Origin of the sequence: Methanofollis liminatans DSM 4140 (genome assembly GCF_000275865.1) — an archaeon.
Taxonomy (GTDB): domain Archaea; phylum Halobacteriota; class Methanomicrobia; order Methanomicrobiales; family Methanofollaceae; genus Methanofollis; species Methanofollis liminatans.
Window position 1 is genome coordinate 2,358,387 of record NZ_CM001555.1, and the last position, 24,348, is coordinate 2,382,734.

A 24,348-nucleotide genomic window follows, 5' to 3' on the forward strand; every position below is an offset into this window, starting at 1 on the left:
ATGAGTCCTCCGAGGCGAAGATCCCGGACCTAAGGCCCGGGACTCACTTTTTCTGGCAGATATTCATTCCAGATTTTTTCCTGCGATTTTCCGGAGTGTTTCACGGCCCACGCCGGGGAGCGGCCGCTCCGTCGAGCCGAGAAATGCACGAAGTTCAAAAAAAAGAGGTCAGGAAAGGTTCCAGATCTGAGTCCCGATGCCCCTGATCGAGAGCCTCAGGTAGACCCCCGCCGGGTCGACCGACTCCGGCACCTCGAAGACCAGATACCCGGACGAATAATCCGACCGGTCGATCGAGGTCGACGCATAGACCGAGCCTATTCCTCTCATGTAGGCCGACGGCTGAGAGGGCCTGTACTCCTCTCCGCCGGCGATGAGGGTGAAGTCTGTCGGGGACGGTGTCCGATATTTCGAACTCCCACCGCCATAATAGCCGATATGGTTGACCTCCATAAGCACGAAGAGGTACTGCTTCCCATACGGGGCCTGGTAGACCTTCACATCGGCACCGGTACCTGCCTCGAAACTCTTCCAGGTGGTGGTGGACCTGGGCCGTACCGAGATCTTGTTCACCTGCCTCGTATCCATGAAGCGGTACGGCTCCCCGATCTTCAGAGCGTCGGGATAGATCTCCGTCGTCTGCAGGGTGAGGGTCGTGTCCTCGATCGTCCTGAGGTTCATCCCCTCGAGAGCGGCGTTGAGCGAGTCCTGCCCTTCGGCGAGATAGGTGTTGCCGAGGGCGATATGGTCGGTGTCGGCGAAGGTGGCGCCATACCAGATCGCTGAACCCGCCCGATCATAGCTCTCAAAGGCCTCGACGAAGCGGGCCTTCACATGCTCAAGGCCGTCGGGCACGGCGTACGCCCTGAACTCTGCGGAACAGGACTTCGCGCTGCCCGTTAGTTCCATGGCGAGTTTCGAAACGGTGGCATAGTCCTGGTCGCCCGCCCTTATGGACATCTCGCTCACCGTCGATGCGATGCTCGACGCCGCCTCTGTTCCGGCGTTTTTGAGCGTGTCGTAGTCACAGGGGACCTGTTCTTTCGCCTCGGCCTCCTGCAGGGGCTCCATCGCCGCCTCGGGATCTTCGTACGGAACACCGCTGCCCCGGACTACAGCGTCAGACCAGTCGGCACAGCGGATATAGGACGAGCCGTCCCATCCATTCCCGAACCTGGACGCATCTTTTGCCGTGAGGATGAACTTGGAAGTGTACGCCCCGGTGCGTTTTTCCCTGAAAAACACAGCAACAAAAGCGGTTTCCCCCTTCAGATCGCCGGAATAGAAGGCTTCGGCGATGCGGGTGGCATCAGCCTCATGGCCCCAGAGCGATCCGGCGAGGAGATCCCTGGAGGCGTTCATGACGACATCGACCTTCACCGCCTGACTGCGGCCCATATGCGCGGGGTCGGCGAGGTCGGCATCCGTGATCACCTCGAAGGTCGAAACGGTGATACCCGATGCTCCTGCACCTGCGCCCGAGAACCGATCCCTCGTAATATCTACCAGATATTCGGCCATTGCTGCATAGTCGCCGGGGTCAGGGGGCGAAAGAGTTGTCTCAGGCGTCGCCGCGGCGGCCTCTTTACCAAGGAGAGGATTTATGTCGCCCACGCTCCCGTTCCCCACGCCGAACGGCGGGAGTTGCAGCCCTGCGGGATCAGACCATCCCGCCGCAGGCGCGGCACAGAGGAGGATCAGCACCAGCGCAAGGGCCGGGACATGCAGGCATATGGTATGGTACTGCATCGGACTATCATATGCAAATGGGGCAGAAATAGATTCTCCCACCAGCGACAGAGAGGGATGCCAAGGCCCGGACATAAAGAATTTAAACCTCTTTTTTGCTGTTTCATGACGAAAAAAACGACCGAACAGGTCAGGCGAACAGGGAGAGAGCCCCGACTATCCAGACAGGTTTTATAATCTGGACGGGCAAGTCTTACGCATGCAGTGGAGCGAAGAGCACCTGGCCCTGGCGCGTAAATACCGGAAGCTTGAAGAGATACCAGTCGAAGAGCGGCGCTACAAGTGCCATACCTGCAACCATGTGGTGGAGACCAGCCCCTGCCCGGTTTGCGGCGAGACCCAACTCGAGATCATGTGCCCGCTCGACCACACACACTGCTCCCACGATATCGTTTCAGGCATCGAGTACTGCCCTCTCTGCGGCGAACCTGTCTGCCCCGAGTGCGGATCCCACGACGTCTCCCAGATCAGCCGGGTCACCGGCTATCTTCAAGACGTCTCCGGCTGGAATGCCGGAAAACAGCAGGAACTCAAAGACCGGATCAGGTATACCGTCGCATGAGATATTTTTTCACGGGAGACACTATTTTTGTCCGTGGTGACTTCAGGGCGGCAAGCACCGGCGTCAATGGCGGCAGCCGCCCGGCGTCCACCATTTTCAACCATACCGTCCCCGGCAACTTCGATCACGCAGATCCATTCCGGTACCTCTGGCAGATCGCCACGGCCGCAGGATTCGGGGAGGATTTCTTCGGCCTGTTGACCGCGGTGCCGATGCGCCACCTCTGCATCCTGCAGTATGATTTTATCACGGTTTTCATCACCGCAGGCGTCACGAACCCGAACCCGGACCCGACCGCACCCCATACGATCAACATCATCGTCGTCTCGCGCGAAGGCCTCTCTGACGGAGCGCTCCTGGAGACGATCGTCACGGCAACCGGGGCAAAGGCCCACGCCCTCGGCCTGATGAAATACCCCTTCACCGGGACGACGACCGACGCCGTCGTCGTGGCGTCCGAGGGCGAAGTGCGCCACACCTATGCCGGTACCGCCACCGAGGCGGGTCGGCGGGTCTACGCCGCCGTGGCCCGCGGGGTGCAGGAGGCGCTTGACCGGCAGGAGGGGCGGACGGTGCGGGAAAGACCGTCGTTTTTTATTTTCAGCCGCTACGGCGGCGACCACTGGGTGGAGTGGCGGCCTGAAGGCTGCCCATATTATCCCTGCCATTTCGAGGGGCAGGTCTGCGACTTCTGTTACTGCCCCTATTATCCCTGCCATGACAGCGAACTTGGAGAATGGGTGAAGAGCTCCTCGGGCGGTCAGATCTGGAGTTGCAGCACCTGCACGCTCCTCCACGAGCCCGGGGTCGCTGCCTACTTTAAAAAGAATCCGGAAGCCTCGCTTCCGGAGCTGAAAAAATACCGGGTCTCCCTGAAGGAAGACCCACAATAGACCGTTTCACTCCGTGATGCCGAGCGCGGAAAGGAGCTCGCTCAGAGGGATGCCATGGGCTGCCGCCGCCTGGCGGATGCTTTCCCCGCGGCCGATCGCGCAGCCGAGGCACCCCATACCAAATCGCATGAGGACATCTGCGGATTCCGGTTTTTCCTGGAGAAGCTCCAGAATGGTACTGTCAGCAGTAACTGCCATAGCAAAAGAATGGGTACCAGAAGTATTTAACATTTCAATTTTTTGGGGTGGGCGAACACTTCCGCACCGCACGCCCAATCACTATATATCAGGCAGGCGCTGACGCTCATCTGGAGATGTAGATGGATCTATCCGAAGTAGCAGAAAGAATCTCCCGGAAGTTTTCGTCCATGAACGTGGAAATCGACCCGGCCCTCGCCGAAAAGAAGCTCCGCACCCTTGTCGAGGAGTTCGGGGTGAACATCCCTGAGGCCGAGAAGACGGTCACCGAGAACCTGGCGAAGGAGCACAATCTCTCCCTCTCCCCCTCCTCTTCCCCCAGAACAACGACGGAACGGGAGATCGGCGGACTTGTGACCGGAGAATGGGTGACGATCGAGGGCCTGGTGGTCTCGCTCACCGTCCCGCCGACCGATGCAATCGCCCAGAGCGGTGTCATCGCCGACGCCTCGGGTGCGATTCAGTTTACGATGTGGTCCCGGGCCGGCCATGAGCCCCTTGTGGCCGGGCAATGGTATCGCTTCGAATCTGCAGTGGTGGACGAGTACCGCGGTGTTCCCAAGGTGAACCTCCACCAGGGCACCACGATCACGCCCATTGAGGGTAAAAAATCCTTCACTCCAAAATATACCGGTGTCGCCGATTTAAAGCCCGGAATCGCAAGCGTCAGGGTGAAGATGCTCCAGGAGTGGGAGAACAGGCACGAGCGGATCCTCCAGACAGGGCTTGTCGGCGACGGGAGCGGCAGGATAAAGTTCACCATCTGGAAGGAGGAGGGGAAAAAGCCCCTCGCTCCAGATACCGTCTACGCAATCCATTATGCAACCGTCGAAGAGTACCAGGGGCGCCTGTCGATCACCCTCAACACCGCGGACTATTCTGTGGCCGAGGGGGGGATCGAGGTCGTCTCCGGGCCTTCCACCCCGATGAAAAAAGAGACCGTCACCGGCAAAGTAGTTACCCTCACCACGGCGACCAGCCCATCCATCGCCCAGACCGGAATTATCGCCTACCCGGAGGGCGCCATGACCTTTGTAGCATGGGAGCGTTCCGGCGCCCCGGCCATGGAGTACGGGAAGTGGTACAGGCTTGAAAACGCCTCTATCGACCAGTTCAGGGGAGCACCCCGGGTGAACATCGGGGAGGGGACGAGCGTGATCGAGATCGAGAGCGACACCCCGATTGTTCCCGCCGTGATCCCGGTTTGCGACCTCGCCCCCGGCGTTGCAAGCGTCAGGGTGAAAATGGTGCAGGAATGGGAGGCCAGACACGAGCGGATCCTCCAGACAGGGCTTGTCGGCGATGAGTCCGGCACCGTGAAGTTCACGATCTGGAAAGAGGAAGGTGTCGAGCCCCTCAGCCCGAACATGGTCTACACTATCTACTATACGACCGTCGACGAGTACCAGGGGCGCCTCTCCATCACGCTGAACGGGGCGATGGTCCTCGCCGAGGAAGGCGCCACCCTTGAAGTCGGGACCGGCGGCATGACGCTCACCGGTGCAATCGTGAATATCGGCCCGGGCTCAGGGCTGATCAAGCGCTGTCCGGTGGAGGGGTGCAACCGCGTCCTCTCGAAGCGAAATTACTGCCCGGTGCACGAGGTGCAGAACGACTTCAGATATGACCTGCGGATCAAGGCGGTGCTCGACGATGGCGTGAAGGCGCACAACATCCTCATGCAGAAGGAGGTTGTTGAGGCGGTGGCAGGCCTGACCCTGGAAGACGCCGTGAAAACCGTGCAGGAGAGCCCGCTCGGGATGGACGACATCTTCTACCGCCTGCGCGACGCCCTCATGGGCAGGTATTACGCATGCAGGGGCGGCGACCTTGGCGACACCCTCCTGGTAAAGGAATGCACTCCCCTTGGTTTCGACGGGGAGCAGCATGCTGCTCTTCTCAACCGCCTCGGAGGTGAGATCAATGCCAGCTGAAACACCACGTTACGAGCGCGAACCGGCCCGGCGGGTCTTTGCCGCGGAGCTGCGCGAGGCCACCCACCACTTCAAGGACGGCGAGGACGAAAAGAGCCCGACCTACGTCCTCCTCCCCACCGGCGAGCGGTGCAACAGGGTGCTGTTCATCGGCTCCATGACCCACAAGGAGAAAAAAGGCGAGCAGAACATTTTCTACTCGGTCCGGGTCGCGGATCCGACCGGAACCTTCTTCGTCAACGCCAGCTCGTTCCAGCAGGAAGCGATGACGCAGGTCTCGAAGATCGATCCTCCGGCATTCGTGGCGGTAGTCGGGAAACCGAACGCCTACGAGGCGCCGGACGGACGGGTCTTCGTCTCGGTGCGGGCCGAGTCGGTGACCGTCGTCGATAAGGAGATGCGCAACCGCTGGGTGCTGGACGCAGCCGAGCAGACCCTCAAACGGATCGAGGCGTACGGCCAGACCCCCGACTCACAGCGTGCACAAGAACGCTACAATGCCGATATGGCCACATACAAAAGGATGGTCTACGAGGCGCTCACCCAGATCACCATCTGAAAAACTCTTTTTTTTGAGGCGGCACTCAAAAAAAGGTCAGGAAACGGGATCTCTCAAAAAAGATGCTATAGACCCGTTTGAGGGCCGCACGATCACTCGCTTTCAGCCGATTCGGCAGACTGACGTTTTCCTTTCCACTCGCCCTTAAGTTCAGGGTGATCGGTGAGGATCTTCGAGACCGTGCTCCGGCTCACGTTGAACATCCTGCAGATCTGGGAGATACTGGTCCCTGAGCGCCTGACCGTGATCAGGGCCTCGATCTGCCCCTCGTTCAGCGCCCGTGGCCTGCCGATCGTGCCCCGCGAGAGAGCCTCCTGTCTCGGATGGGGGGGCTGGACCTTCTTCACCCCTTCCATGTAGGTCTCAATATAGGTGATAAAATCGCCAATAGCCTCGGCCCGAAGGGCAGGATCATCATAATACCCTATAAAATCACTTCTGGCAAAAAATGGGACATAACCCTCACTTATCAGGAGTTTCAGTTCTTCTACACTGGCATCGGGGTTTCGGGAGAGCGCGGAGAGGCTGAGAAACAGGATAAACTTTATTTCATTTTCCTGGCAGTATTCGAGCATCTGGTTATAACCATCACGCTTTCTCAAGGGCGTGCTGCTGATCCGGTGATCGTTGAAGAACTGATTGATGGTAAACCGATATTTACAAAATTCTTCAAGAATCTCTTTTTGATGCTCTACGTCGCCCCTTTTCCGCGTCACAAGGTAGGCTACGGCATCTTTTTTCATACAAATTATTCAAATTCATTATCATTTATGTTTTCCGATCTAATACAGAGAGCGCATAGCAATTGAAAACAATTTATTTTTATTTAAAAGGAAATTTTATCATTCCAGACCGAAAAAAAGACAGAGCGGCGGGATCAGGGGATCAGGCCTTTATCTGGTCCCACCGATCAAGAACTTCCTGCCCTTCGATAAACACAAGCCCGTTTTTCTGCGCATATGCCTGTGCATCCTCTTTTGAAAGAGCAAGACCATTATCATTGTCGAGCATTTCACAGACGACGACGGCCGGCGTGGTGCCGGCCATTTCGGCAAGCGCAATCGAGAGCTCGGTCTGACCGCGCCGGACATCGAGCAATCCGTCTGCGGCCCTCAGAAGAGCGACATGGCCAGGGGTCCTGAATTCGGCAGCGAAGTTGTGCCCGCCGCCGTTGAGAGATCTTTTCACCTGCTCTGCAATCGCATTGATCGTCACTGCCCGGTCCCGGTCCGGGATGCCGGTGAAGGTGCTCCGGTGGTTCACCCAGATCGAGAATGACGAATGGTTTTTACGGTCGTACGGGATGTCGCCGGTCTGTTCGGCGGCCCCAATGCCCTTCAGGAGGTCTGAGGCGAAGGGGAGGCCGAGACGCCGTGCGGCCTCAGGGTGGACGGCCGTGCAGATGAGGCCGCCGCCGTCCCGGCGCATCGTCATCACGTCATGCGGCGTGACCGCATCGGCGCGGATGATCAGATCGGTCTCGCGTTCGCGGTTGTCAAAGTCATAGAGCAGGACAAATTTGCCCGCCTTCAGGGCGGCACATGCATCTTCAATCATGGGTAACCTCTATCTGTACACTATCGTTGTCATGCAAGCCGAAGGTCTCGCGCAGGGGAGCCGGCGAGATGATCTCGACGATCTCTTCGGGATAATGGCTCCGCCCGGGCTCGATGATCGCACCCGGGCAGTCCCCGATCCGGCACGGGAGGCACCGGGCACTCCCGAACGATCGCCCGTCGGCCTCAAAACCCTCGATCCCGATCCAGACCAGCCCTTCCAGGCGGCGTTTCACCCTGACGCTTTCGGGGTCCAGACGGACGTTGAGCGTGCCGGGGTAGGCATAAAATCCGAGTTTTTCGAGGAATTGCTCCCGGTACTGGGGATGATCGATATAGTACCGCCCCTCGCCAAGGCCGCTGATCACCGCCCCTTTGAGGACATAATATCCACCTTCCGGAGAAAATATCCGCGTATACGCCGAGAACTCATGCCGCAGCTCTTCCTCACCGGCAGGAGCGACGGCGACGTACTGGCCGTCGGGCCTGACAGTGCGCGTGATCATTCCTGCCGCTTCGAGCGCCTTCAGGCGACGCGAGGCCGTCTGTGGGCTGATGTTCAGGGCGTTCCCCAGAGACTGGGAGGACATCCAGGCCGAGCTTCGCAGGCCGCCCATGAGCGCAACGACCTTCAGACACTGGAGATCTCCTGCATCCATCATACATACCACAATTGAGATGCATCCTATATATGAGTTATCACCTGGACTTCGTAGATTGTCGATGGGGCATTCGTTAATTATTTAATGTGCCCGGTCAACATCTACATCCATGAACTCCGAATTGCGTAAGCAGCTTGCTGAGAAGATGGCAGGTGAGATTACGCTCTCGGACTCGCCGGGGAAAGCGCTGAAAAAATGGCGGATGAGTTTCGGCATCCCGCAAGGAACGCTCTCAGAGAGGCTCGGCGTCTCCCCCTCGGTCATCTCAGACTACGAGGGTGGGCGGCGCAAAAGCCCCGGAACCGCCGTTGTCGGAAAAATCGTCGATACGATTCTCTCGATCGACGAGGAGAACGGCGGCAAATACATCCAGCGATTTTCCAGGATCCTGTACAACCAGTTCGACAACGACGACGTCATCTATGACATGCACGATTATGCAGGCCCGGTTCTTCTTCCGGCGTTTGCCGAAGCGGTGGATGCACAACCCCTCTGCGGGTCGCTCGACCTCTCGATCTTCGGCTACACCGTGGTGAACAGCCTCAATGCGATCCTGCAGCTCTCGGCAAACGAGTTCAACCGCATCTACGGGTGGAGCACCGAGCGGGCGCTCATCTTCACCAACGTCTCGACCGGGAAGTCCCCCCTCGTCGCCATCAGGGTGACACCGTTCAAGCCCCGCTGCGTGATCCTGCAGGGGCTGACGGTCGAGAACGTCCACCCGCTGGTCAAACGTCTTGCCGAAACCGACCGGATCACGGTTCTCTGCACGTCTATGGATGTCGATTCGATTGTGAGCACTTTGAGGGAGAAAGAATGGTAGGCATCATAACCTATGGGGCGTATATCCCCAGATACCGGATAAAACTCGAGGAAATCGCCAGGGTCTGGGGCGACAACGCCGCAGACATCACCGGCGGCCTTGGCGTGCGGGAGAAGTCGCTCCCGGACATGGACGAGGACACGGCCACAATCGCCGTCGAGGCGGCGCGCAACGCCCTCCTCAGGAGAGATCTCGACCGCGACGCCATCGGGGCGATCTATGTCGGCTCCGAGTCCCACCCCTACGCCGTCAAGCCGACGGCGGCAACCGTCGGGGCAGCGATCATGGCCACCCCGGTGATGACCGCCGCAGACTACGAGTTCGCCTGCAAGGCGGGCACGGCGGCCATGCAGACCTGCATGGGCCTGGTCGGAAGCGGCATGGTAAAATACGGCGTTGCAATCGGCGCCGACGTGGCACAGGGAGCACCCGGCGACGCCCTGGAGTACACGGCCGCCGCAGGAGGGGCCGCGATGATCATCGGCAACGACGATCCCATAGCCGAGATCAACCGGACCTGTTCGTTTACAACCGACACCCCGGACTTCTGGCGCCGCGAAGGGCAGGCATACCCACGTCACGGCGGACGGTTCACCGGCGACCCGGGCTACTTCAAGCATGTGCAGGGAGCGGCCAGGATGATGCTCGAACAGGCCGGCACGAAACCTTCAGACTACGACTACGCCATCTTCCACCAGCCCAACGCCAAGTTCCCGCAGCGGGTCGCCGGGATGCTCGGCTTTACGAAGGAGCAGATCACGCCGGGCCTGGTCGTGCCGCGCCTTGGCAACACCTATTCGGGCGCCTCGATGGTCGGGCTCGCCGCAACCCTCGATATTGCGAAGCCGGGCGACCGGATCTTCGTCACCTCCTTCGGCTCGGGCGCCGGTTCCGACGCCTTCGACATCACGGTCACCGACCGTATCCTCGACGAAGCGGTCTTCAACCGCGGGGCAGCCCCCTCGGTGGAAGGGCTGCTCGCAAACCCGATCTATGTCGATTATGCCAGGTACGCCAAACACAAAGGTAAGATCATGGTGCAAAAATGAGAGACGTCGCAGTCATAGGAGTGGGCTGTACCAACTTCGGTGAATGGTGGGACCGCTCCTTCAGGAACCTCTTTGTTGAGGCAGGCGTCATGGCGATCGAGGACGCAAACCTTGCGGGCGAACAGATCGACGCCATGTACGTCGGGAACATGAGCGCAGGGCGCTTTATCGAGCAGGAGCACATCGGCGCCCTCATCGCCGATTACTCCGGGCTTGCAACCGAGAACATTCCGTCCACCCGCGTCGAGGCCGCATGCGCATCGGGCGGTCTCGCCTTCCGCGAGGCCGTGATCGCCGTCGCCAGCGGGATGGCGAACATCGCCGTCGCCGCCGGCGTCGAGAAGATGACCGACGTGGACACGAGCCTCTCCACCGACGCCCTCGCAGCGGCGGCCGACCGTGAGTGGGAAGGCTTTGTCGGAGCGACCTTCCCCGGCCTGTATGCGATGATCGCAACAGATTACATGCACCGCTACCCCCTCACCCGGGAGCAGCTCGCCCAGGTAGCGATAAAGAACCACTACAACGGGGCTAGAAACCCGATCGCACAGTTCCAGAAGGAGATAACCCTGGACACCGTGCTGAACTCCACGATGGTCGCCGACCCCCTGCGGCTCTTCGACTGTTCGCCGATCACCGATGGGGCCGCCGCCGTGGTCGTCGCACCCCTCGAAATGGCGAAAAAGTTCACCGACACCCCGATCAAGGTGCTCGCCACCGCACAGGCGAGCGACACGATCGCCCTCCATGACCGCCGGGACATCTCGACCCTCGACGCCACCGTCGCCGCCGGGAACCGGGCGTTCAAGATGGCCGGGCTCGAGCGCAAAGACATCGACTTCGTGGAGGTCCACGACTGCTTCACGATCGCCGAGATCTGTGCCATCGAAGACCTCGGGTTCTGTAAGAAGGGTGAAGCAGGCCGGCTCACCGCCGAGGGTTACACCGCCCTCGACGGCAACCTGCCGGTGAACACCTCGGGCGGGCTGAAGGCCTGCGGCCACCCGGTCGGGGCCACCGGGATCAAGCAGGTCTATGAGGCCGTGCTTCAGCTCCGCGGCGATGCCGGGAAGCGGCAGGTCGCCGGGGCCGAGATCGGCATGACGCAGAACGTCGGCGGCACCGGTGCTACCGTCGCCGCCCATATCTTCGGGAGGACCTGAAATGTCGGTACCACGTTTCTGGAGAAAGATCCCCCAGCGCTACAACCTGGAAGGGACGCACTGCGAGGTCTGCGGCAGGTATTTCTTCCCGCCGCGGAACCTCTGCCCTGACTGCCGGCGCGACGGTAAGATTGTCGGGCACACCTTCAAGGGCACCGGAAAGATCGTGACCTACTCGGTGATCAGGACGGCAAGCGATCAGTTCGCCGATCTCACCCCGTACGTCCTCGCCATCGTGGAACTTGAGGAGGGTGCGAGAATGACCGCACAGGTGGTCGTCGAAAACCCGGAGGACGTCTATATCGGTATGCCGGTGAAGTCAGTCTTCAGACGTCTCGGCACCGACGGAGAGAGCGGCGTCATCTCCTACGGCACGAAATTTGTGCCGGCGTGAGGTACGCCCCCTCCTCCTTTCAAGAATACCCGATTGCCCGTCAGCAAAATACCCCCACCGCCCTGATACCGCCCGGGGCGGCAGAATCTCTCTTTTTGATGAGGTGCACCCTGTCCAGGGCAGACTCTCGCTTTTTCGCCTTCGTTCCTGATCTGTCCGGCCGGATACATTCCAGAAGATAATTATGCCCCCGGGCCGATCTTCCTTCGACCGTCAATGAAGGACCACGCACCCATCGACTTAAAGGCGATCGCATGGGACGCCATGCGGCGATACGGCTTCGAGCCCGGCTTCCCCGATGCCGTCGAGCAGGAGATCGGCGCAATCGAGGCCCCTGCAATCCCCGACGGCGTTCCTGACCTCTGTTCCCTCCTCTGGTCGTCCATCGACAACTTCGACTCCCAGGACCTCGACCAGATCGAATACTGCGAACGCACCCCCCGCGGCGGGATCCAGGTCAGGGTGGCGATCGCCGACGTGGACGTCTGCGTCCCGAAAGAGTCGGCGACCGACCGGCATGCCGCCCACAACGGCACCTCGGTCTACACCGGCGTCGAGACCTTCCCCATGCTTCCCGACCATCTCTCGAAAGGGCTCACCTCACTCCTGCCCGGCCCGGGCCGTCCGGCGATCGTCGTCGAATACACCGTGCTTCCGGACGGGAGCACCAGGCCGGGAAAGGTGTACCGGGCGGTCGTCTGCAACCGGGCGAAGCTTGTCTACGAGGAAGTCGGGGACTGGCTGGAAGGCGTTGGAGACCCGCCCGCGATCTTCCGCGACCTCCCCGGCCTGGAGGAGCAGGTCCTTCTCCAGCACGAGGCCGCCTGCCGCCTGAAGAGATACCGGGCAGAAGAGGGGGCGCTCGACCTCGAAACCATCGAGGCCGGACCGGTCATGGAGGGGGGAGCCGTGAAGGACCTCGTCGTCCAGCGGCAGAACGCGGCGCGGTGCCTGATCGAGGAGTTCATGATCGGGGCGAACGGCGCCACGGTGGCATACCTGGACGGGGCCGGCCTCCCGATGATCCAGAGGGTCGTCCTGACGCCGAGAAACTGGGACGGGATCGTGGCGACCGCCGCAGAATACGGCGAGCGCCTGCCGGCGAAACCCGACTCGAAAGCCCTCTCGAAATTTCTTGCCCGGAGAAAAGAGGCCGATCCGGACCGCTTCCCCGACCTCTCCCTGACGATCGTGAAACTGATCGGGCCGGGGATCTATCTTCCCCTCGAGCCCGGCGAGCCGCCGTACGGCCATTTCGGCCTCGCGATCACCGACTACACCCATGGCACCGCCCCGAACCGGCGCTACGTCGACCTCATCATACAGCGGCTCTTAAAATCGTCCCTCTCCGGAGAGGACAGCCCATATAGCCGCGAAGACCTTGAGGACCTCGCCGCATGGCTGAACGATCGGGAAAAGGCGTCGCAGAAGGTGGAGCGCTTCATGCGAAAGGCGGCGGCCGCGGTGCTGCTCCAGGACCGGATCGGCGAGACCTTCGAGGCACTGGTCACCGGCGCCTCAGAGAAAGGGACGTATGTCAGGCTCACCGCTCCCCCGGTCGAAGGGAGGGTCATGGAAGGGGAGGGCGGCCTCTTCGTCGGGCAGCGGGTCCGCGTCCGCCTGATTAAGACAGACCCGTACAACGGCTACATCGACTTCGCGTGCATCGGGCGGTGAAAACCCGTCAGCCCATCACGCACAGGACGCAGATCGCGATTTCCAGCACCGTGAACCCCGCGATCTCCCCCCAGACAAAACTGTCGGGGAGACCGTCGATCCGCAGCCAGATCATGATGATCCCCGCCGTCATCAGAAAGATAAGGGCGTTCAGGACGGCAAGAAGGGGCGCCGCCGCCGTGAAAAGGAGAGCGAGCGTTCCGGCAAGCCCGAGCAGCAGCCCGGTGGAGATGCCCATGACGGCGAGACCTTTCTTCGGGGAGGCGTCTATCATCCTGTGCCATCTTTGGCCCTTCCGGAGATTAAGGTTGTGAAAGGTGTTTCGAACCTCTCCCGGCAGGATGCAGACCTGCGGGCCCCATACCTCCGAATGCTCGTCGCATTGCCCCGGGGCACGGTGGCCCCGCGGCATATCGACATAATGCCAGAAGAACGTCGCCGGACAAAATAAACAGACATATATAATACGTCGATTTTACCCTCTGCCGGGAAGCGTGTGAACGGCGCAGAGTATTGCAGCATCCGGGACAATCATCGCGATTACGGAGATTCAAACCATATTTTCCGGGATGAGGGGCCGTACCCTCGAAAAATTTATTTTTTTCAGAAGGCGGCGAACCGGCCGGATCATGAGGGGGATGACTGCCTGATACGGGACGAAATAGCAGTAGATCCTAAAATACACACCCTGATAGAATTTTTTGAGTCGAGAGCGCTCGGAGAGCGGCGCGCCTTCGACGAGGTGCGGCCAAGGATCGCCGGCGTCAAAAAATGGATCCTGGAGATCCTGAGCGATCCCGGCTACCACAGGGAGTCCCGCATAGAGGACCTGATCGACGCCTTCCGCTCCCACCTCTCCACCACATCCAGAGCGAAGGACAGAAACATCGTCGGGGTTCTCCTCCTGAACAACACCATATTGCTGGTCCACTGCAAAAAAGCCCCATCCCTCGTCGAAACGCCCGAAGGGATCATCACCGCGCAGCAGATCCTCTCCTCGGAGAATGTGCTGAGGGCAGTGATCATCAAAAATATAGACGCAAAACTCTTTTTTTCTGCCTACGAAAAATCGGCCAGATGGAGCATGGGCCACGCCCGGTTCTGGGGGATCGACCCGCACCAGGTGACCTGGGATCAGATCGGCGAGATCAGCCTGACCGTCGAGATCGAAGGGTTCGCCGTCCCGGTGCAGGTGCCGCTGGAACCCCGGGATCTCGACGAACTTATCCGGACAGGGCGGATCGCGGCCGGCGGCGAGATCGTCATGGGAGAGACGCGGGGCACGATCACAAAAGGAAGGATATTCAGAACAGAAATGGGCTTCCGGGAATTTTATGACGATTACATCGCCCGGAAGGAGGATCTGCAGGAGCACCGGAGAACATTCGGGGAACTGATACAGACGCACTATGCCCCCAAGCTGTCTGAACGGTTCGACCTGATACCGAGGACATACAAATATGAGGACGACCGCGAGGCTCTTTTTGAAAATACCCCTGAAGGAAAGAGAGCGATCATACACAAAAACCATCCCGGATGCAGAATCTGCTATGTCACCGAGAGGCTACCCAGGATCAGGCCCTCGCCCGGCATGACTGACGAGATATATCAGAGCATATTCGAGAGCAAACCGCTTGCACTCTGGCATGCCGGCGAAGAGACCGCCGGGGATCCGATCGTCATCGGATCGCTGAGCGTCAAAAACCACCTGACGATGCCGGACGGGGCCGGGGCCTACGGTGCCACCCTGCTCGACCTCTGCAGGGCTTCCCGGAACCGGAACACCCGGTCCATCCTGCAGATGCTCCTCTGCGAGTACTGGCGATACCACCTCGAGTGCGGGCATTTCGGATCGGTCTTCGGCCACCTGATCGATCAGATCAAGCACCGGGGAATCGAGGGGCGGTTTGAGCAGGAAGATGCACTGGAGTTCAGGTCGAAGGGGTTTATGATCCAGAAACCGTCAACCTATGCGATCGAAGAGATCGTTCCTGCAATCACGCGGCAGATCAGAGGGGGCGTTCTTCGAAGATACGGCATTATCTACGGCGTGGAGAACGACGGCTGCATTGCACCGTTGCGGGCGGTGAACGGCGATCAGATCACCCTGATAGAGGAGATCGTCAACGATCGGATCCGGAGAGAGCGCCTGCATGCCGCCGTGCACCGGGTGCCGGTACAGGGCGGAGCGCTGGTGGCGGTCCTTGTCTTCCCTGATCTAAAAAAGGTGAATTAAACCCATGTCTGCACCGGTCAGGGGCTGGACGGGAACGTGCGGTGCAAACCCTCATACCCATCACCGGAGAGATCCAGCATATGGATAACAGGCTGAAAAAATCAGTCAGGCTCCTGGCATATGGCGGCCTGACCTGGCTGATCCCATTCTTCGCGGCGGTCCCCTTCTATAACCCGGAGGGCGTCCTCCTCGTCGACGTGTTCCTCTTCAAAAGCGTCATGATCGTCATCGGCGGCATCATTGGGGCAGCGCTCCTGGTCCTCTGGTTTGCAGGGGTGCAGTCGGGCCACCTCAGGGAGGGCGTGGTCACCGGCGGGGTCTGGCTCGCCATGAACTGGGCGCTCGACCTCCTGTTCCTCATCCCGATCTCAGGGATGGATCTACCGACGTATTTCGGACAGATCGGCCTTCGCTACCTGCTGATCCCGACGATGGCGATCGCAATCGGCTACAGCACCGGGCGGGCCGCGGCCGAAAAATAGAGGGGAGGGGACCGGCGGGTTCAGACCGTCGCCGGCGCTTCGACGCCGTAGATGCCCGAGCCGAGCCACCAGGTCTCGTCCACCCGCTCGACATAGCCGAGCTTCGGCTGCACGGTCATGTTCTGCGCCGGGTCGATGTAATAGAAGTACACGAAACCGCTGCCGTTTTCGGCAACGTCCCGCAGATCCTTGATGTAGAGGTTGCCCGAAACGTCGGTCTCGTTCAGGCGGTTCACGCCGATCTTCTCCGGGTTGAACGGGTGGGCGAGGGTCGTCCCGTTGAAGTCATAGGCGTAGATGTAGAGGTCTCCCCGTGTGAACGAGCCGTTCGGATCGGAGAAGACCTCGAGGGCGGCCTCTTTCCCCTGCTCGTTTGCAAACGCCACCGCATCCCGGACAAAGGCCACCATCTCGTCCACGCTGTGCGACGGTGTCACCGTCGGCTTTACGGTCGGCGTCTCAGGGACGGTCGTCTCCGAGGGCGTCATGGTGTCGCTCGGCTGGACACCCGTACACCCCGATGCAGCAAGGGTCACCGAGATCAGGAAGGAGAGTAAAATCGCCAGAGTCGAATGTTTCATAACAGAATTTTCAGGCGCCAAAATTATAAATACGTTATTAAAATCGCCATTACTCTTGAACCGCCTGTGTTTATCGGCCTTTACGAACAGGTGCCCTGGGGGGTGCGACCGCACCTGCACAGGGTTTTATACCCATGCCACGACAGGGAAGAGCATGGTCGACAGAGACTATCAGATCGGCATGATGAAGACGGCCGAATCGATCCTCGATGCCGCCGAAGGGAGAGCGCTGGAGAGCATCGAGCGGGACCTGGCCGGCCTCGGCTTCGCGGAGATCGGGGCCGATCCGGCCGCCGTGGCGATGGAGCAGAGGGAGCAGGAACTCTACCTGGAGATCGAGCTCGATCCCGATGGGAGGGTGCACGGTTACGTGCTTATCCCGTTCGAGGAAAAGGCACAGAAGCAGGAGCCGTTCAGGTGGTAAACCGGCGGCGGCCCTGAACCGTCCCCAAAGCCTTGAAACGTTTACACCGACGACACTCTTCACAGGATGCCCCAACCAGACGCCGGGCAGATTGCCGGGGCCGCCAGCCGCCTATCCCAATGCCGGACCAGAGGAGAACTCGGGAGAGCGATTGCAGAAGAGGCAGGGCGTTTCTCCCTGTACGACCTCCAGCGGATCGGCGGGGGGATCAGGCGCGAGGTCGAGGCCCTCCCCGAACCCTACCGGAGCCGGGTGAGGCCGTACTTCGAGGAGCAGATCTTCGGAGCATACCATAGACTGATGTGCAGCCACCGATCAGGGGCCTTCGCCCGGATGGACGATCCCATACCCGACCCCGAACATTTCTCCGCTTTCGTTGCCCTGATCCCGCGCGGGTGCCTCGACAGGAAGGGCTCGCAGACCGACATCGGTTTTTCAAAACCTCTTCACACCCTCTTTTACTATCTCGTCACCGGCTATACGATCTTCGTCGAGGGCGGCCCCGGTCACCCGGTCGGCACCCCATTTCCCGGCGGCTTTGCAGTCGAAAGACGTGGGAACGAATATTACTGCCCGATCCGGGACAAAGAAGAGGACGTGCCCTTCTCCATCTGCAACGTCTGTCCGGCACGGCAGATGGAGGGAGTGTGAGCGCCGGGACCACACGTTAAATTGCCCGGGACACCACCTATAAGGAGGACAGCCATGATCTCAGTGTTGCTCGTCGACGACGATCCCATGATTCTCGATGTCACCAGCCTTTATTTGCAGAGGGGAGGTGAATTTTCGGTGAAGACATGCGAGGACGCATCAGACGCCCTCGGCGTACTTGAGGGCAGGTCCTTCGACGCTATCATCTCAGATTACGAGATGCCGGAGATGGACGGGATCGCGTTCTTAAAGGTCGTCAGGGCACGCGGCGAGACCGCCCCGTTCATCATCTTCACCGGCCGCGGGCGGGAGGACGTGGTCATCGAGGCCCTCAACAACGGGGCGAACTTCTACCTCCAGAAGGGCGGCGACCCGAAGAGCCAGTTCGCCGAACTGAAGAACATGATCAGGCAGGCGGTCCAGAACACCCGCGCAGAGGCGGCGCTGAGGATGAGCGAGGCGCGCTACCGGGCCGTCGTCGAGAGCCAGACCGAACTGATCAGCCGGTTCCGCCCCGACGGGACACAGGTTTTTGCGAACGAGGCGTTCTGCCGGTATTACGGTATGACCCCCGAAAAAATCGTTGGAAAACCATTTTTTTCAAGGGTGCCGGAAGAAGAGATACCCATTATTCAGGAACATTTCAAGAGCCTCACGCCGCAAAACCCCGTCGGCAGCATCGAGCACCGGGTGGTGCTGGAAAACGGCGAGGTCAGGTGGCAGCAATGGGTCGACCGGGCAATTTTTAACGAAGGTTCCGCTCCGATTGAGTACCAGTCTGTCGGCAGGGATACCACCGACAGGAAGCGGGCCGAAGAAGCCCTGCGGGACTCCGAGAAGAAGTTCAAGGTGCTCTCAGAGCAGTCTCCGGCCGGGATCTATATCCTGCTCGACGGCCGGTTCACCTACGTCAACCCCAGGTTCGCCGCAATCTTCGGCTATACCGTCGAGGAACTCGCGGCAGGCATGCCCCTTCTCAGGATCGTCCACCCCGACGACCAGGACACGGTCAGAGAGAGACTCCGCGAGCAGGAGAGGGACAGCAACGAGGTCTACGAGTTTACGGGGGTGCGCAAAGACGGAGCGACCATTACCGTCGAGGTCCGCGGCTCGGCCACCACGATCGGCGGGGTCAGGGTGCTCGTCGGCACCGTCCTGGACATCTCGGAGAGAAAAGGGATGGAGATCGCCCTCACCGAGAAGGTGAACTATGTCCAGGCGCTGATGGACGCAATCCCGGCGCCCGTGTTCTACCGGGACACCCGCGGCGTCTACCGCGACTGCAACCGCGCCTTCGAGGACCTCACGGGAAGGTCCAGGGACGAGATCGTCGGCAGGGAGATCCACGATTTTTTCCCCGCGGAGTACGCCGACGTTTACCGGGACAAGGACAGGCTCATCGTCGAACGCCCCCATGTCCAGCGCTATGAATTCGCCATCACGGAAAGGGACGGGAAGCGGCGGGACGTCCTCTTCTCAAAGACCGCACTCTTCGACTCAGGCGGGGCGGTCGCAGGGATCGTCGGCGTCATCGTCGATATCGGCGAGAGAAAACGGATGGAACAGGCCCTCAGGGAGAGCGAGATGAAATACCGGACGATCGCCGATTTCACCTACGACTGGGAGGCGTGGCTCGGGCCTGGCGGGAGGTATTTCTACGTATCGCCGTCCTGCGAACGGATCACCGGATACTCTGCCGGGGAATTCATGGACGATCCCACCCTGCAAGTGCGGATCGCCCACCCCGAAGACCGGGAGGCGGTCGAGCGGCACTACAGCGACGGCCTCCACGACAACGAAGGTGTCGGCCACATCGAGTACAGGATCGTCACGAAACAGGGCGAGGTCAGGTGGATCAGCCACTACTGCCAGCCGGTCTTCAGGGAGGACGGCACCTATATGGGCAGGAGAGAGAACAAGCGGGACGTCACCGAGAGAAAACACGCCGAGGAGACGCTGAAGCGGGCAAACGAGAAGCTCAACCTGCTCTCGAACATCACCCGCCACGACGTCCTGAACCGGCTCACGGCCCTGCTCGGGTATCTCGAATTCGTCAGGGACTTTGGCCTTGAGCCGGAGGCGGTCGCCCTTGTCGAGAAGGCGGAAGAGTCGGCAAACGTGATCCGCCACCAGATCTCCTTCACCAGGGACTACCAGGACATCGGCGTCCACAACCCTGCCTGGCAGGACGTCCGCCGCCTGGTCAGGGACGCCTCGATGACGCTGTATCGCTCAGAGATCGCCGTTGAAAACGGGATCGGCGGCGTGCTTGTCTATGCCGACCCCCTCCTTGAAAAGGTCTTCACCAACCTCATCGACAACGCCGTCAGGCACGGCGGCACCGTGAACAGGATCGGGTTCTCCGTGAGAGAAGAGGGCGACAGCCTGATCATCGTCTGCGAGGACGACGGGGCCGGGGTCGAAGAGGAGGAGAAGAGAAAAATATTCAGGCGGGGTGTCGGGAAGAACACCGGCTACGGGCTCTTCCTCGCACGGGAGATCCTTGCGATCACCGGGCTTTCGATCAGGGAGGTCGGGACGCCGGGCCAGGGGGCGCGCTTTGAGATCGTGGCCCCTTGCGGGACCTACAGGCTGGAAAAAGCGCCCGGGGGCAGCAGAGAGAAAGGGGGCGGAGCCGCCTCATCCACAATGTGACCGGAAAGAAAGGAGACGGGGTCCAGAAGATGACGATCCGCATCCTGCTGATAAGGGGCAGCCGGGCCAGAAAAAAAATCAGTCCGAAATTTCCATCTCGATCCCGCCGAACCAGCCGGCCGCCACATTGTAGAGCAGCGCCACCAGGGCACCGGCGACGAAGCCGACGATCGCATAGACGATCGTGACGAAGATGATCACGACGAGGCCGCCCGCCCCGTTCATCGCCGCGCTGCCGATGGCGGCACTGTTTATACCTCTGGCGACCCCGGTAACGCCGGTGAAGACGATCCAGAGGACGCTCAGGATGAGCCCTATCACGAGGCTGATCGCCGCATTGATCCTGGCGACCGATAAAATACCAAAGCGCTTTATTACTGCCACACTTTTAGATTTCAACGCCTATAAGAATGAACCTGTCGATTTCTCCGATCCGGATGTTAGAAATACACCACAACAGTAAAATACCCGATGTTAGTAATATCTAACATAACGTGAGATATATCTCACAATACGTGATACACATGAAGAGGCGTTATATCCTCCAGATCGGCGCCGGCTTCCTCCTGGCGGCGGCCGGCATCCTCCTCCCTATCACCGGCACCCTCACCGACACCGCCGCGTCCTCGGCCCTCATCTCCGTCGGGACGGTGATGGTCACCTTCGGCGTCCTCAACCACCGCCGCTTCGGCGACGAGATCGAAACCGACGAGCGGACGCGGAAGATCGGCGGGGAGGCGGCATCGTGGTCGTGGTTCGCCACCCTGATCCTCCTCTGCATCATCTTCTGGGCGAACAAACTCGGGGGGTTCACCCCCGACATAGAGGGTGTGATCCTCGGCACCATCCTCTTCATGGCGCTCACCGGAGCGGCGTTCTCGTGGTACTTCGCCAGGCGGGAGGCAAGGGAATGAGACGGCGCATCAGACTCTGGGTGATCTTCGGCTTTGTCTTCCTGGCCATCGGACTCATCCAGCACCTCACCGGGATCGGTTCTGATGCCACCACCGGGATGTTCGTCACCTCGGGCGTCGTCGTCCTGGTCTTCGCCGGGGCGCGGGCGATGCGGGAGGACGAGGGCCCGGAGCAGGACGAGCGGACGCGGAGGATCGGGGCCTACGGGATTACCTACTCCTGGTTCATCACCCTCGTCTATCTCTTCGTCCTCTTCTGGGCGGAGAATATGGGGCTCCTCGCCCTCGCCTCGACCGATGTGATACTCTCCTCGATCCTGCTGATGGCGATCTCGGCGAAGGTCTCCCAGTGGTGGTTCTTCAGGCAGGGGGATGTGGAATGAAACAAAAAAAGAGAGAGAACTACTGGTTCGGCCTTGTCGCCGGACTTCTCCTCATCACTGCTGGGATACCGGCACGGACCATCTTAACGGACCGACCGCAGATCGCTCTCCTCGTCATCGTGGCGGGTGCGGCCCTGATTGTCATGAGTATGACCGGCATCTATCTCCGGTCACAGAAAGAAGAGGCAGAAGACCCGGACGAGCGCGACAAAAAGATCCAGAGAGCTGCATTTTCCGACTCATGGATCGTCACGTTCTGGCTTGCGATGGTCCTCCTCTGTATCAACTTCACCGGGATCATCGAGTTGCAGGCCACAGAAGTGCTCATGGCCATTTTCTATAGCATGGGTATCAGTGCGGCATTTTTCAGGTGGAAATACAGGGAGAAGGGGGACGTGGAATGAAAAAATCCGATCTCCTCCTCCTTTCAGGCGCCCTCCTGCTGGCTGCCGGGTTCCTGATCGCCGCCACATGGCCGATCACGGAAAAATCGCTCCCGTCCATGCTGCTGATCTCCGGCACTGGCGCGCTGTTCATGGCACTGGGACTCTACCAAGGGAGAAACGAGGGCAAAGGGCCAGAACAGGACGAGCGAACGATGCGGATCGTTGACCGGGGGTTCAGGCACTCCTGGTACTGCACGTTTGCCGGAATGATCGCCCTCATAGCCATCGGCCCGTTCGTCCACCTCGGCGCACACGCCGACCTCTTCATCGCCCTGTGCTGGATGACGGCGACCGCCGTCGTATTCCAGGGATATTATTCCCTGCGGGGGGACGTCTGATGATCTCAACCAGAAAAAGCATCGTTGTCAGCCTCGCCGGGCTTCTCCTCGCCTGGATCGGCCTCACCCTGGCGTGGACCGGAGCGGTCGGCAGAACCGACCCGGCATCCCTGGCACCGGTCATCGCAGGGACCGTGCTGATCTTCCTCCCGGCAATCCTCAGGATGTGGGCGGAAGACCGGGAGCGCCTGAGCGGGCGCACCGCCCTGATCGTCCGGGGCGTCGGAATCGCCGCCGGGGCCCTCGTCGGCGGGTATATCCTGTACCTCTGGGCGGTTGGGGCAGGAGACGCAAAACTCCATCTCCTCCTTTCTCCCGGTCTTGCGGCGGTTGCGGGGATAGCCACCCTGTTCATCCTGGAAAAAGCGGCAATAACCCTCCTCAATATCGGAAAGGAGAAACCATGGATATAATTACGGTAGAAAATCTTCAAAAAGCATTCAAAGGAAGAGCAGTGCTCAAAGACATCACCTTCTCGGTGAAAAAAGGCGAGGTCTTCGGTTTCCTCGGGCCGAACGGCGCCGGAAAGACCACGACGATGCGCTGCATGCTCGGCCTCCTGCGACCGGACGCCGGGGAGGCGCTCGTCTTCGGTGAGAACATGGCCGTATCCGACCGTCTCCGCGGGCGGATCGGGGTGCTCCTGGAAAAGGATGGGCTTTCCGACCGCCTCACGGCTTGCGAGAACCTTGACTACTACGCCCGTCTCTACGGGGTCTCTGGCAGGGATGAAAGGGTGCGGGAGATCCTGGAGTTTGTCGGACTTACAGAGAGAAAGGACAGCCTCGTCGGCACCTTCTCGACCGGCATGCGCAGAAAACTCGGGATCGGGCGGGCGATCCTCCACAATCCCGAGGCGCTCTTCCTTGACGAACCATCGGCCGGCCTCGACCCCGAGGCGCAGAGAATGGTGCGCGACCTGATCGCCGACCTCTCCCGCGAGGAGGAGATGACCGTCGTCGTCAACTCCCACAACCTCGACGAGGTCCAGCGCGTCTGCTCGACCGTCGCCATCCTGCACGACGGTCGGATCCGGGCCTTCGACACGGTCGAGCGGTTGCGGAGCGGCGGCGGGGCAGAAGTCAGGATCGTCCTCTCGGACAGGTCCTCGGCCGAGCGGGCGCTCGCCGTCCTTTCAGCGGCCACGGGGGTCGCCGCGGTCTCCCGGGAGGGGGAGGAGGTTTCTGCACGCCTCGACGGCGCCGACGTCCCCACCCTGGTGCGGGCGATGGCGGAGGCCGGCTGCGCCATCGAAGAGGTCAGAAAAGACCACCGCTCCCTGGAGGAGATCTATCTCTCGGTCGTCAGGCAGGCGGAGGGATCGGCATGAACACTATCCTCACCGTGGCGCGCAAAGAGGCCGGGCTGATCATCCGCTCCCGCCAGCTCATGGTATCGGCGCTCTTCGTCACGGTCATTTTTTCCGGGACGGCGACCATCGGGTCAGGGGCGGAAGGCGGAGCCTCCATCGGTGCACTGATCTTCATGGTGATCACCGTGACCGGGATCTTCATGAGCTACATCTTCTCGGGACAGGTCTTCCTGCGGGAGAAGACCGAGGGGACGATCGAGACCCTCCTCTGCACCCCCCTCTCGCTCAGGGAGATCTGGGCCGGAAAGGTCGTCGGCATCACCCTCCCGGCGTATCTTCTCGCACTCGCCGGGACCGGCATCATCGCCGGCATCGCTTCGGTCGTCGACCGGGGGATCGTCCTCCCCCCGGCGCCGGTCGTGCTCCACGTCCTCGTCGTGGTCCCGGCCTTCATCGCCGTCGCCGCCGGGCTGCTCGGTTTTGTCCAGCTCCTCCTTGGCATGCGCGAGAACCAGATCATCAACATGGCGATCATCTTCGGCGTGATCTTCTCGTTCTCGCTCTCGGCCGGTCTGGCCGGAGAGGGGGTCGTCGTCGGCTGGGGAACCGAAGGGGCGCTGGTCGCCGTCGCCGCCGCCCTGCTCGCCCTCGTCGGATGGGCGACGCGGTTTTTAAACCGCGAGCGGATCGTGACCACCATCCCATAA

At 60.5% G+C, this 24,348-nt stretch carries 29 protein-coding genes; 21 read left to right on the forward strand and 8 right to left on the reverse strand.

The window, feature by feature from the left end; all coding sequences use genetic code 11:
* Positions 1–168: 168 nt before the first annotated feature.
* Entirely contained in the window at positions 169–1,749 is a 1,581-nt protein-coding gene (locus METLI_RS11685; RefSeq protein ID WP_004040656.1) for a DUF4352 domain-containing protein, read from the reverse strand.
* Between the two features lie 199 nt (positions 1,750–1,948).
* Between METLI_RS11685 and nrdD the strand changes: the two genes are divergently transcribed.
* Both nrdD and METLI_RS11695 read left to right on the forward strand, forming a co-directional pair.
* Complete coding sequence (gene nrdD / locus METLI_RS11690) at positions 1,949–2,311, forward strand: anaerobic ribonucleoside-triphosphate reductase (protein WP_004040657.1); 363 nt, start codon at positions 1,949–1,951, stop codon at positions 2,309–2,311.
* Positions 2,308–3,204 carry an adenosylcobinamide amidohydrolase gene (locus METLI_RS11695; protein ID WP_004040658.1) on the forward strand — a complete coding sequence of 299 codons (897 nt, stop codon included), beginning with the start codon at positions 2,308–2,310 and terminating at the stop codon, positions 3,202–3,204. Before nrdD ends, METLI_RS11695 begins: the two co-directional genes overlap by 4 nt.
* Before the next feature lie 6 nt (positions 3,205–3,210).
* Here METLI_RS11695 and METLI_RS11700 read toward each other — a convergent pair whose 3' ends face one another.
* Positions 3,211–3,402, reverse strand: a complete 192-nt coding sequence (locus tag METLI_RS11700) for a DUF1858 domain-containing protein (RefSeq protein ID WP_004040659.1) — start codon at positions 3,400–3,402, stop codon at positions 3,211–3,213.
* Positions 3,403–3,524: 122 nt separating this feature from the next.
* Here METLI_RS11700 and METLI_RS11705 point away from each other — a divergent pair, with 122 nt between their 5' ends.
* Entirely contained in the window at positions 3,525–5,336 is a 1,812-nt protein-coding gene (locus METLI_RS11705; RefSeq protein WP_004040660.1) for a hypothetical protein, read from the forward strand.
* Entirely contained in the window at positions 5,326–5,895 is a 570-nt protein-coding gene (locus METLI_RS11710; protein ID WP_004040661.1) for an RPA family protein, read from the forward strand. Before METLI_RS11705 ends, METLI_RS11710 begins: the two co-directional genes overlap by 11 nt.
* 92 nt (positions 5,896–5,987) lie before the next feature.
* Here METLI_RS11710 and METLI_RS11715 read toward each other — a convergent pair whose 3' ends face one another.
* The 3 genes from METLI_RS11715 to METLI_RS11725 form a co-directional block, all read right to left on the reverse strand.
* Complete coding sequence (locus tag METLI_RS11715; protein ID WP_004040662.1) at positions 5,988–6,638, reverse strand: recombinase family protein; 651 nt, start codon at positions 6,636–6,638, stop codon at positions 5,988–5,990.
* 142 nt (positions 6,639–6,780) lie between these two features.
* Complete coding sequence (gene ribB, locus METLI_RS11720) at positions 6,781–7,452, reverse strand: 3,4-dihydroxy-2-butanone-4-phosphate synthase (RefSeq protein ID WP_004040663.1); 672 nt, start codon at positions 7,450–7,452, stop codon at positions 6,781–6,783.
* Positions 7,445–8,113 (reverse strand): DUF120 domain-containing protein, encoded by a 669-nt coding sequence (locus METLI_RS11725; protein WP_004040664.1) that lies wholly within the window; start codon positions 8,111–8,113, stop codon positions 7,445–7,447. Before METLI_RS11725 ends, ribB begins: the two co-directional genes overlap by 8 nt.
* 109 nt (positions 8,114–8,222) lie before the next feature.
* Between METLI_RS11725 and METLI_RS11730 the strand changes: the two genes are divergently transcribed.
* The 5 genes from METLI_RS11730 (at position 8,223) to METLI_RS11750 (ending at position 13,219) form a co-directional block, all read left to right on the forward strand.
* The gene (locus METLI_RS11730; RefSeq protein ID WP_004040665.1) at positions 8,223–8,936 is read left to right on the forward strand and encodes a helix-turn-helix domain-containing protein; all 714 of its coding nucleotides are present in this window, start codon (positions 8,223–8,225) and stop codon (positions 8,934–8,936) included.
* Entirely contained in the window at positions 8,930–9,985 is a 1,056-nt protein-coding gene (locus METLI_RS11735) for a hydroxymethylglutaryl-CoA synthase (protein WP_004040666.1), read from the forward strand. The genes METLI_RS11730 and METLI_RS11735 overlap by 7 nt, the downstream gene beginning before the upstream one ends.
* Positions 9,982–11,148: a thiolase domain-containing protein gene (locus tag METLI_RS11740; RefSeq protein ID WP_004040667.1), complete on the forward strand. Its 1,167-nt coding sequence runs from the start codon at positions 9,982–9,984 to the stop codon at positions 11,146–11,148. The genes METLI_RS11735 and METLI_RS11740 overlap by 4 nt, the downstream gene beginning before the upstream one ends.
* A gap of 1 nt (position 11,149) precedes the next feature.
* A complete protein-coding gene (locus METLI_RS11745; RefSeq protein ID WP_004040668.1) occupies positions 11,150–11,542 on the forward strand; it encodes a Zn-ribbon domain-containing OB-fold protein in 393 nt (130 codons plus the stop codon).
* Between the two features lie 216 nt (positions 11,543–11,758).
* Positions 11,759–13,219: an RNB domain-containing ribonuclease gene (locus METLI_RS11750; RefSeq protein WP_004040669.1), complete on the forward strand. Its 1,461-nt coding sequence runs from the start codon at positions 11,759–11,761 to the stop codon at positions 13,217–13,219.
* Between the two features lie 7 nt (positions 13,220–13,226).
* On the opposite strand, the gene METLI_RS11755 is transcribed toward METLI_RS11750, so the two are convergent.
* Positions 13,227–13,493 carry a hypothetical protein gene (locus METLI_RS11755; protein ID WP_004040670.1) on the reverse strand — a complete coding sequence of 89 codons (267 nt, stop codon included), beginning with the start codon at positions 13,491–13,493 and terminating at the stop codon, positions 13,227–13,229.
* 468 nt (positions 13,494–13,961) lie between these two features.
* Between METLI_RS11755 and METLI_RS11760 the strand changes: the two genes are divergently transcribed.
* Together METLI_RS11760 and METLI_RS11765 are read left to right on the forward strand one after the other, a co-directional pair.
* The gene (locus METLI_RS11760) at positions 13,962–15,455 is read left to right on the forward strand and encodes a hypothetical protein (RefSeq protein WP_157203278.1); all 1,494 of its coding nucleotides are present in this window, start codon (positions 13,962–13,964) and stop codon (positions 15,453–15,455) included.
* Between the two features lie 80 nt (positions 15,456–15,535).
* Positions 15,536–15,937 (forward strand): hypothetical protein, encoded by a 402-nt coding sequence (locus METLI_RS11765; protein WP_004040672.1) that lies wholly within the window; start codon positions 15,536–15,538, stop codon positions 15,935–15,937.
* Between the two features lie 20 nt (positions 15,938–15,957).
* Here the strand turns inward: METLI_RS11765 and METLI_RS11770 are convergent, their stop codons facing one another.
* The gene (locus tag METLI_RS11770; protein ID WP_004040673.1) at positions 15,958–16,518 is read right to left on the reverse strand and encodes a cache domain-containing protein; all 561 of its coding nucleotides are present in this window, start codon (positions 16,516–16,518) and stop codon (positions 15,958–15,960) included.
* A 154-nt stretch (positions 16,519–16,672) separates the two neighbouring features.
* On the opposite strand from METLI_RS11770, the gene METLI_RS11775 reads away from it, so the two are divergent.
* The 3 genes from METLI_RS11775 to METLI_RS11785 all read left to right on the forward strand — a co-directional run bounded on the left by METLI_RS11775 (position 16,673) and on the right by METLI_RS11785 (position 20,248).
* Positions 16,673–16,942 (forward strand): hypothetical protein, encoded by a 270-nt coding sequence (locus METLI_RS11775; protein ID WP_004040674.1) that lies wholly within the window; start codon positions 16,673–16,675, stop codon positions 16,940–16,942.
* Between the two features lie 66 nt (positions 16,943–17,008).
* Positions 17,009–17,593 (forward strand): DUF2115 domain-containing protein, encoded by a 585-nt coding sequence (locus tag METLI_RS11780; RefSeq protein WP_004040675.1) that lies wholly within the window; start codon positions 17,009–17,011, stop codon positions 17,591–17,593.
* Positions 17,594–17,680: 87 nt separating this feature from the next.
* Positions 17,681–20,248, forward strand: coding sequence for a PAS domain S-box protein (locus tag METLI_RS11785; protein WP_245529449.1), 2,568 nt, complete (start codon positions 17,681–17,683; stop codon positions 20,246–20,248).
* Positions 20,249–20,326: 78 nt separating this feature from the next.
* On the opposite strand, the gene METLI_RS11790 is transcribed toward METLI_RS11785, so the two are convergent.
* Positions 20,327–20,632 (reverse strand): hypothetical protein, encoded by a 306-nt coding sequence (locus METLI_RS11790; RefSeq protein WP_004040677.1) that lies wholly within the window; start codon positions 20,630–20,632, stop codon positions 20,327–20,329.
* A gap of 140 nt (positions 20,633–20,772) precedes the next feature.
* Between METLI_RS11790 and METLI_RS11795 the strand changes: the two genes are divergently transcribed.
* The 7 genes from METLI_RS11795 to METLI_RS11825 are packed head-to-tail and all read left to right on the forward strand — an operon-like array spanning position 20,773 to position 24,348.
* Complete coding sequence (locus METLI_RS11795; protein ID WP_004040678.1) at positions 20,773–21,162, forward strand: hypothetical protein; 390 nt, start codon at positions 20,773–20,775, stop codon at positions 21,160–21,162.
* Complete coding sequence (locus tag METLI_RS11800) at positions 21,159–21,545, forward strand: hypothetical protein (protein ID WP_004040679.1); 387 nt, start codon at positions 21,159–21,161, stop codon at positions 21,543–21,545. The genes METLI_RS11795 and METLI_RS11800 overlap by 4 nt, the downstream gene beginning before the upstream one ends.
* Positions 21,542–21,949, forward strand: coding sequence for a hypothetical protein (locus METLI_RS11805; RefSeq protein ID WP_004040680.1), 408 nt, complete (start codon positions 21,542–21,544; stop codon positions 21,947–21,949). The genes METLI_RS11800 and METLI_RS11805 overlap by 4 nt, the downstream gene beginning before the upstream one ends.
* Entirely contained in the window at positions 21,946–22,329 is a 384-nt protein-coding gene (locus METLI_RS11810) for a hypothetical protein (protein WP_004040681.1), read from the forward strand. Before METLI_RS11805 ends, METLI_RS11810 begins: the two co-directional genes overlap by 4 nt.
* Positions 22,329–22,742 (forward strand): hypothetical protein, encoded by a 414-nt coding sequence (locus METLI_RS11815; RefSeq protein WP_004040682.1) that lies wholly within the window; start codon positions 22,329–22,331, stop codon positions 22,740–22,742. Before METLI_RS11810 ends, METLI_RS11815 begins: the two co-directional genes overlap by 1 nt.
* Positions 22,733–23,659, forward strand: coding sequence for an ABC transporter ATP-binding protein (locus METLI_RS11820; RefSeq protein ID WP_004040683.1), 927 nt, complete (start codon positions 22,733–22,735; stop codon positions 23,657–23,659). The genes METLI_RS11815 and METLI_RS11820 overlap by 10 nt, the downstream gene beginning before the upstream one ends.
* Positions 23,656–24,348, forward strand: a complete 693-nt coding sequence (locus METLI_RS11825; protein WP_004040684.1) for an ABC-2 transporter permease — start codon at positions 23,656–23,658, stop codon at positions 24,346–24,348. Before METLI_RS11820 ends, METLI_RS11825 begins: the two co-directional genes overlap by 4 nt.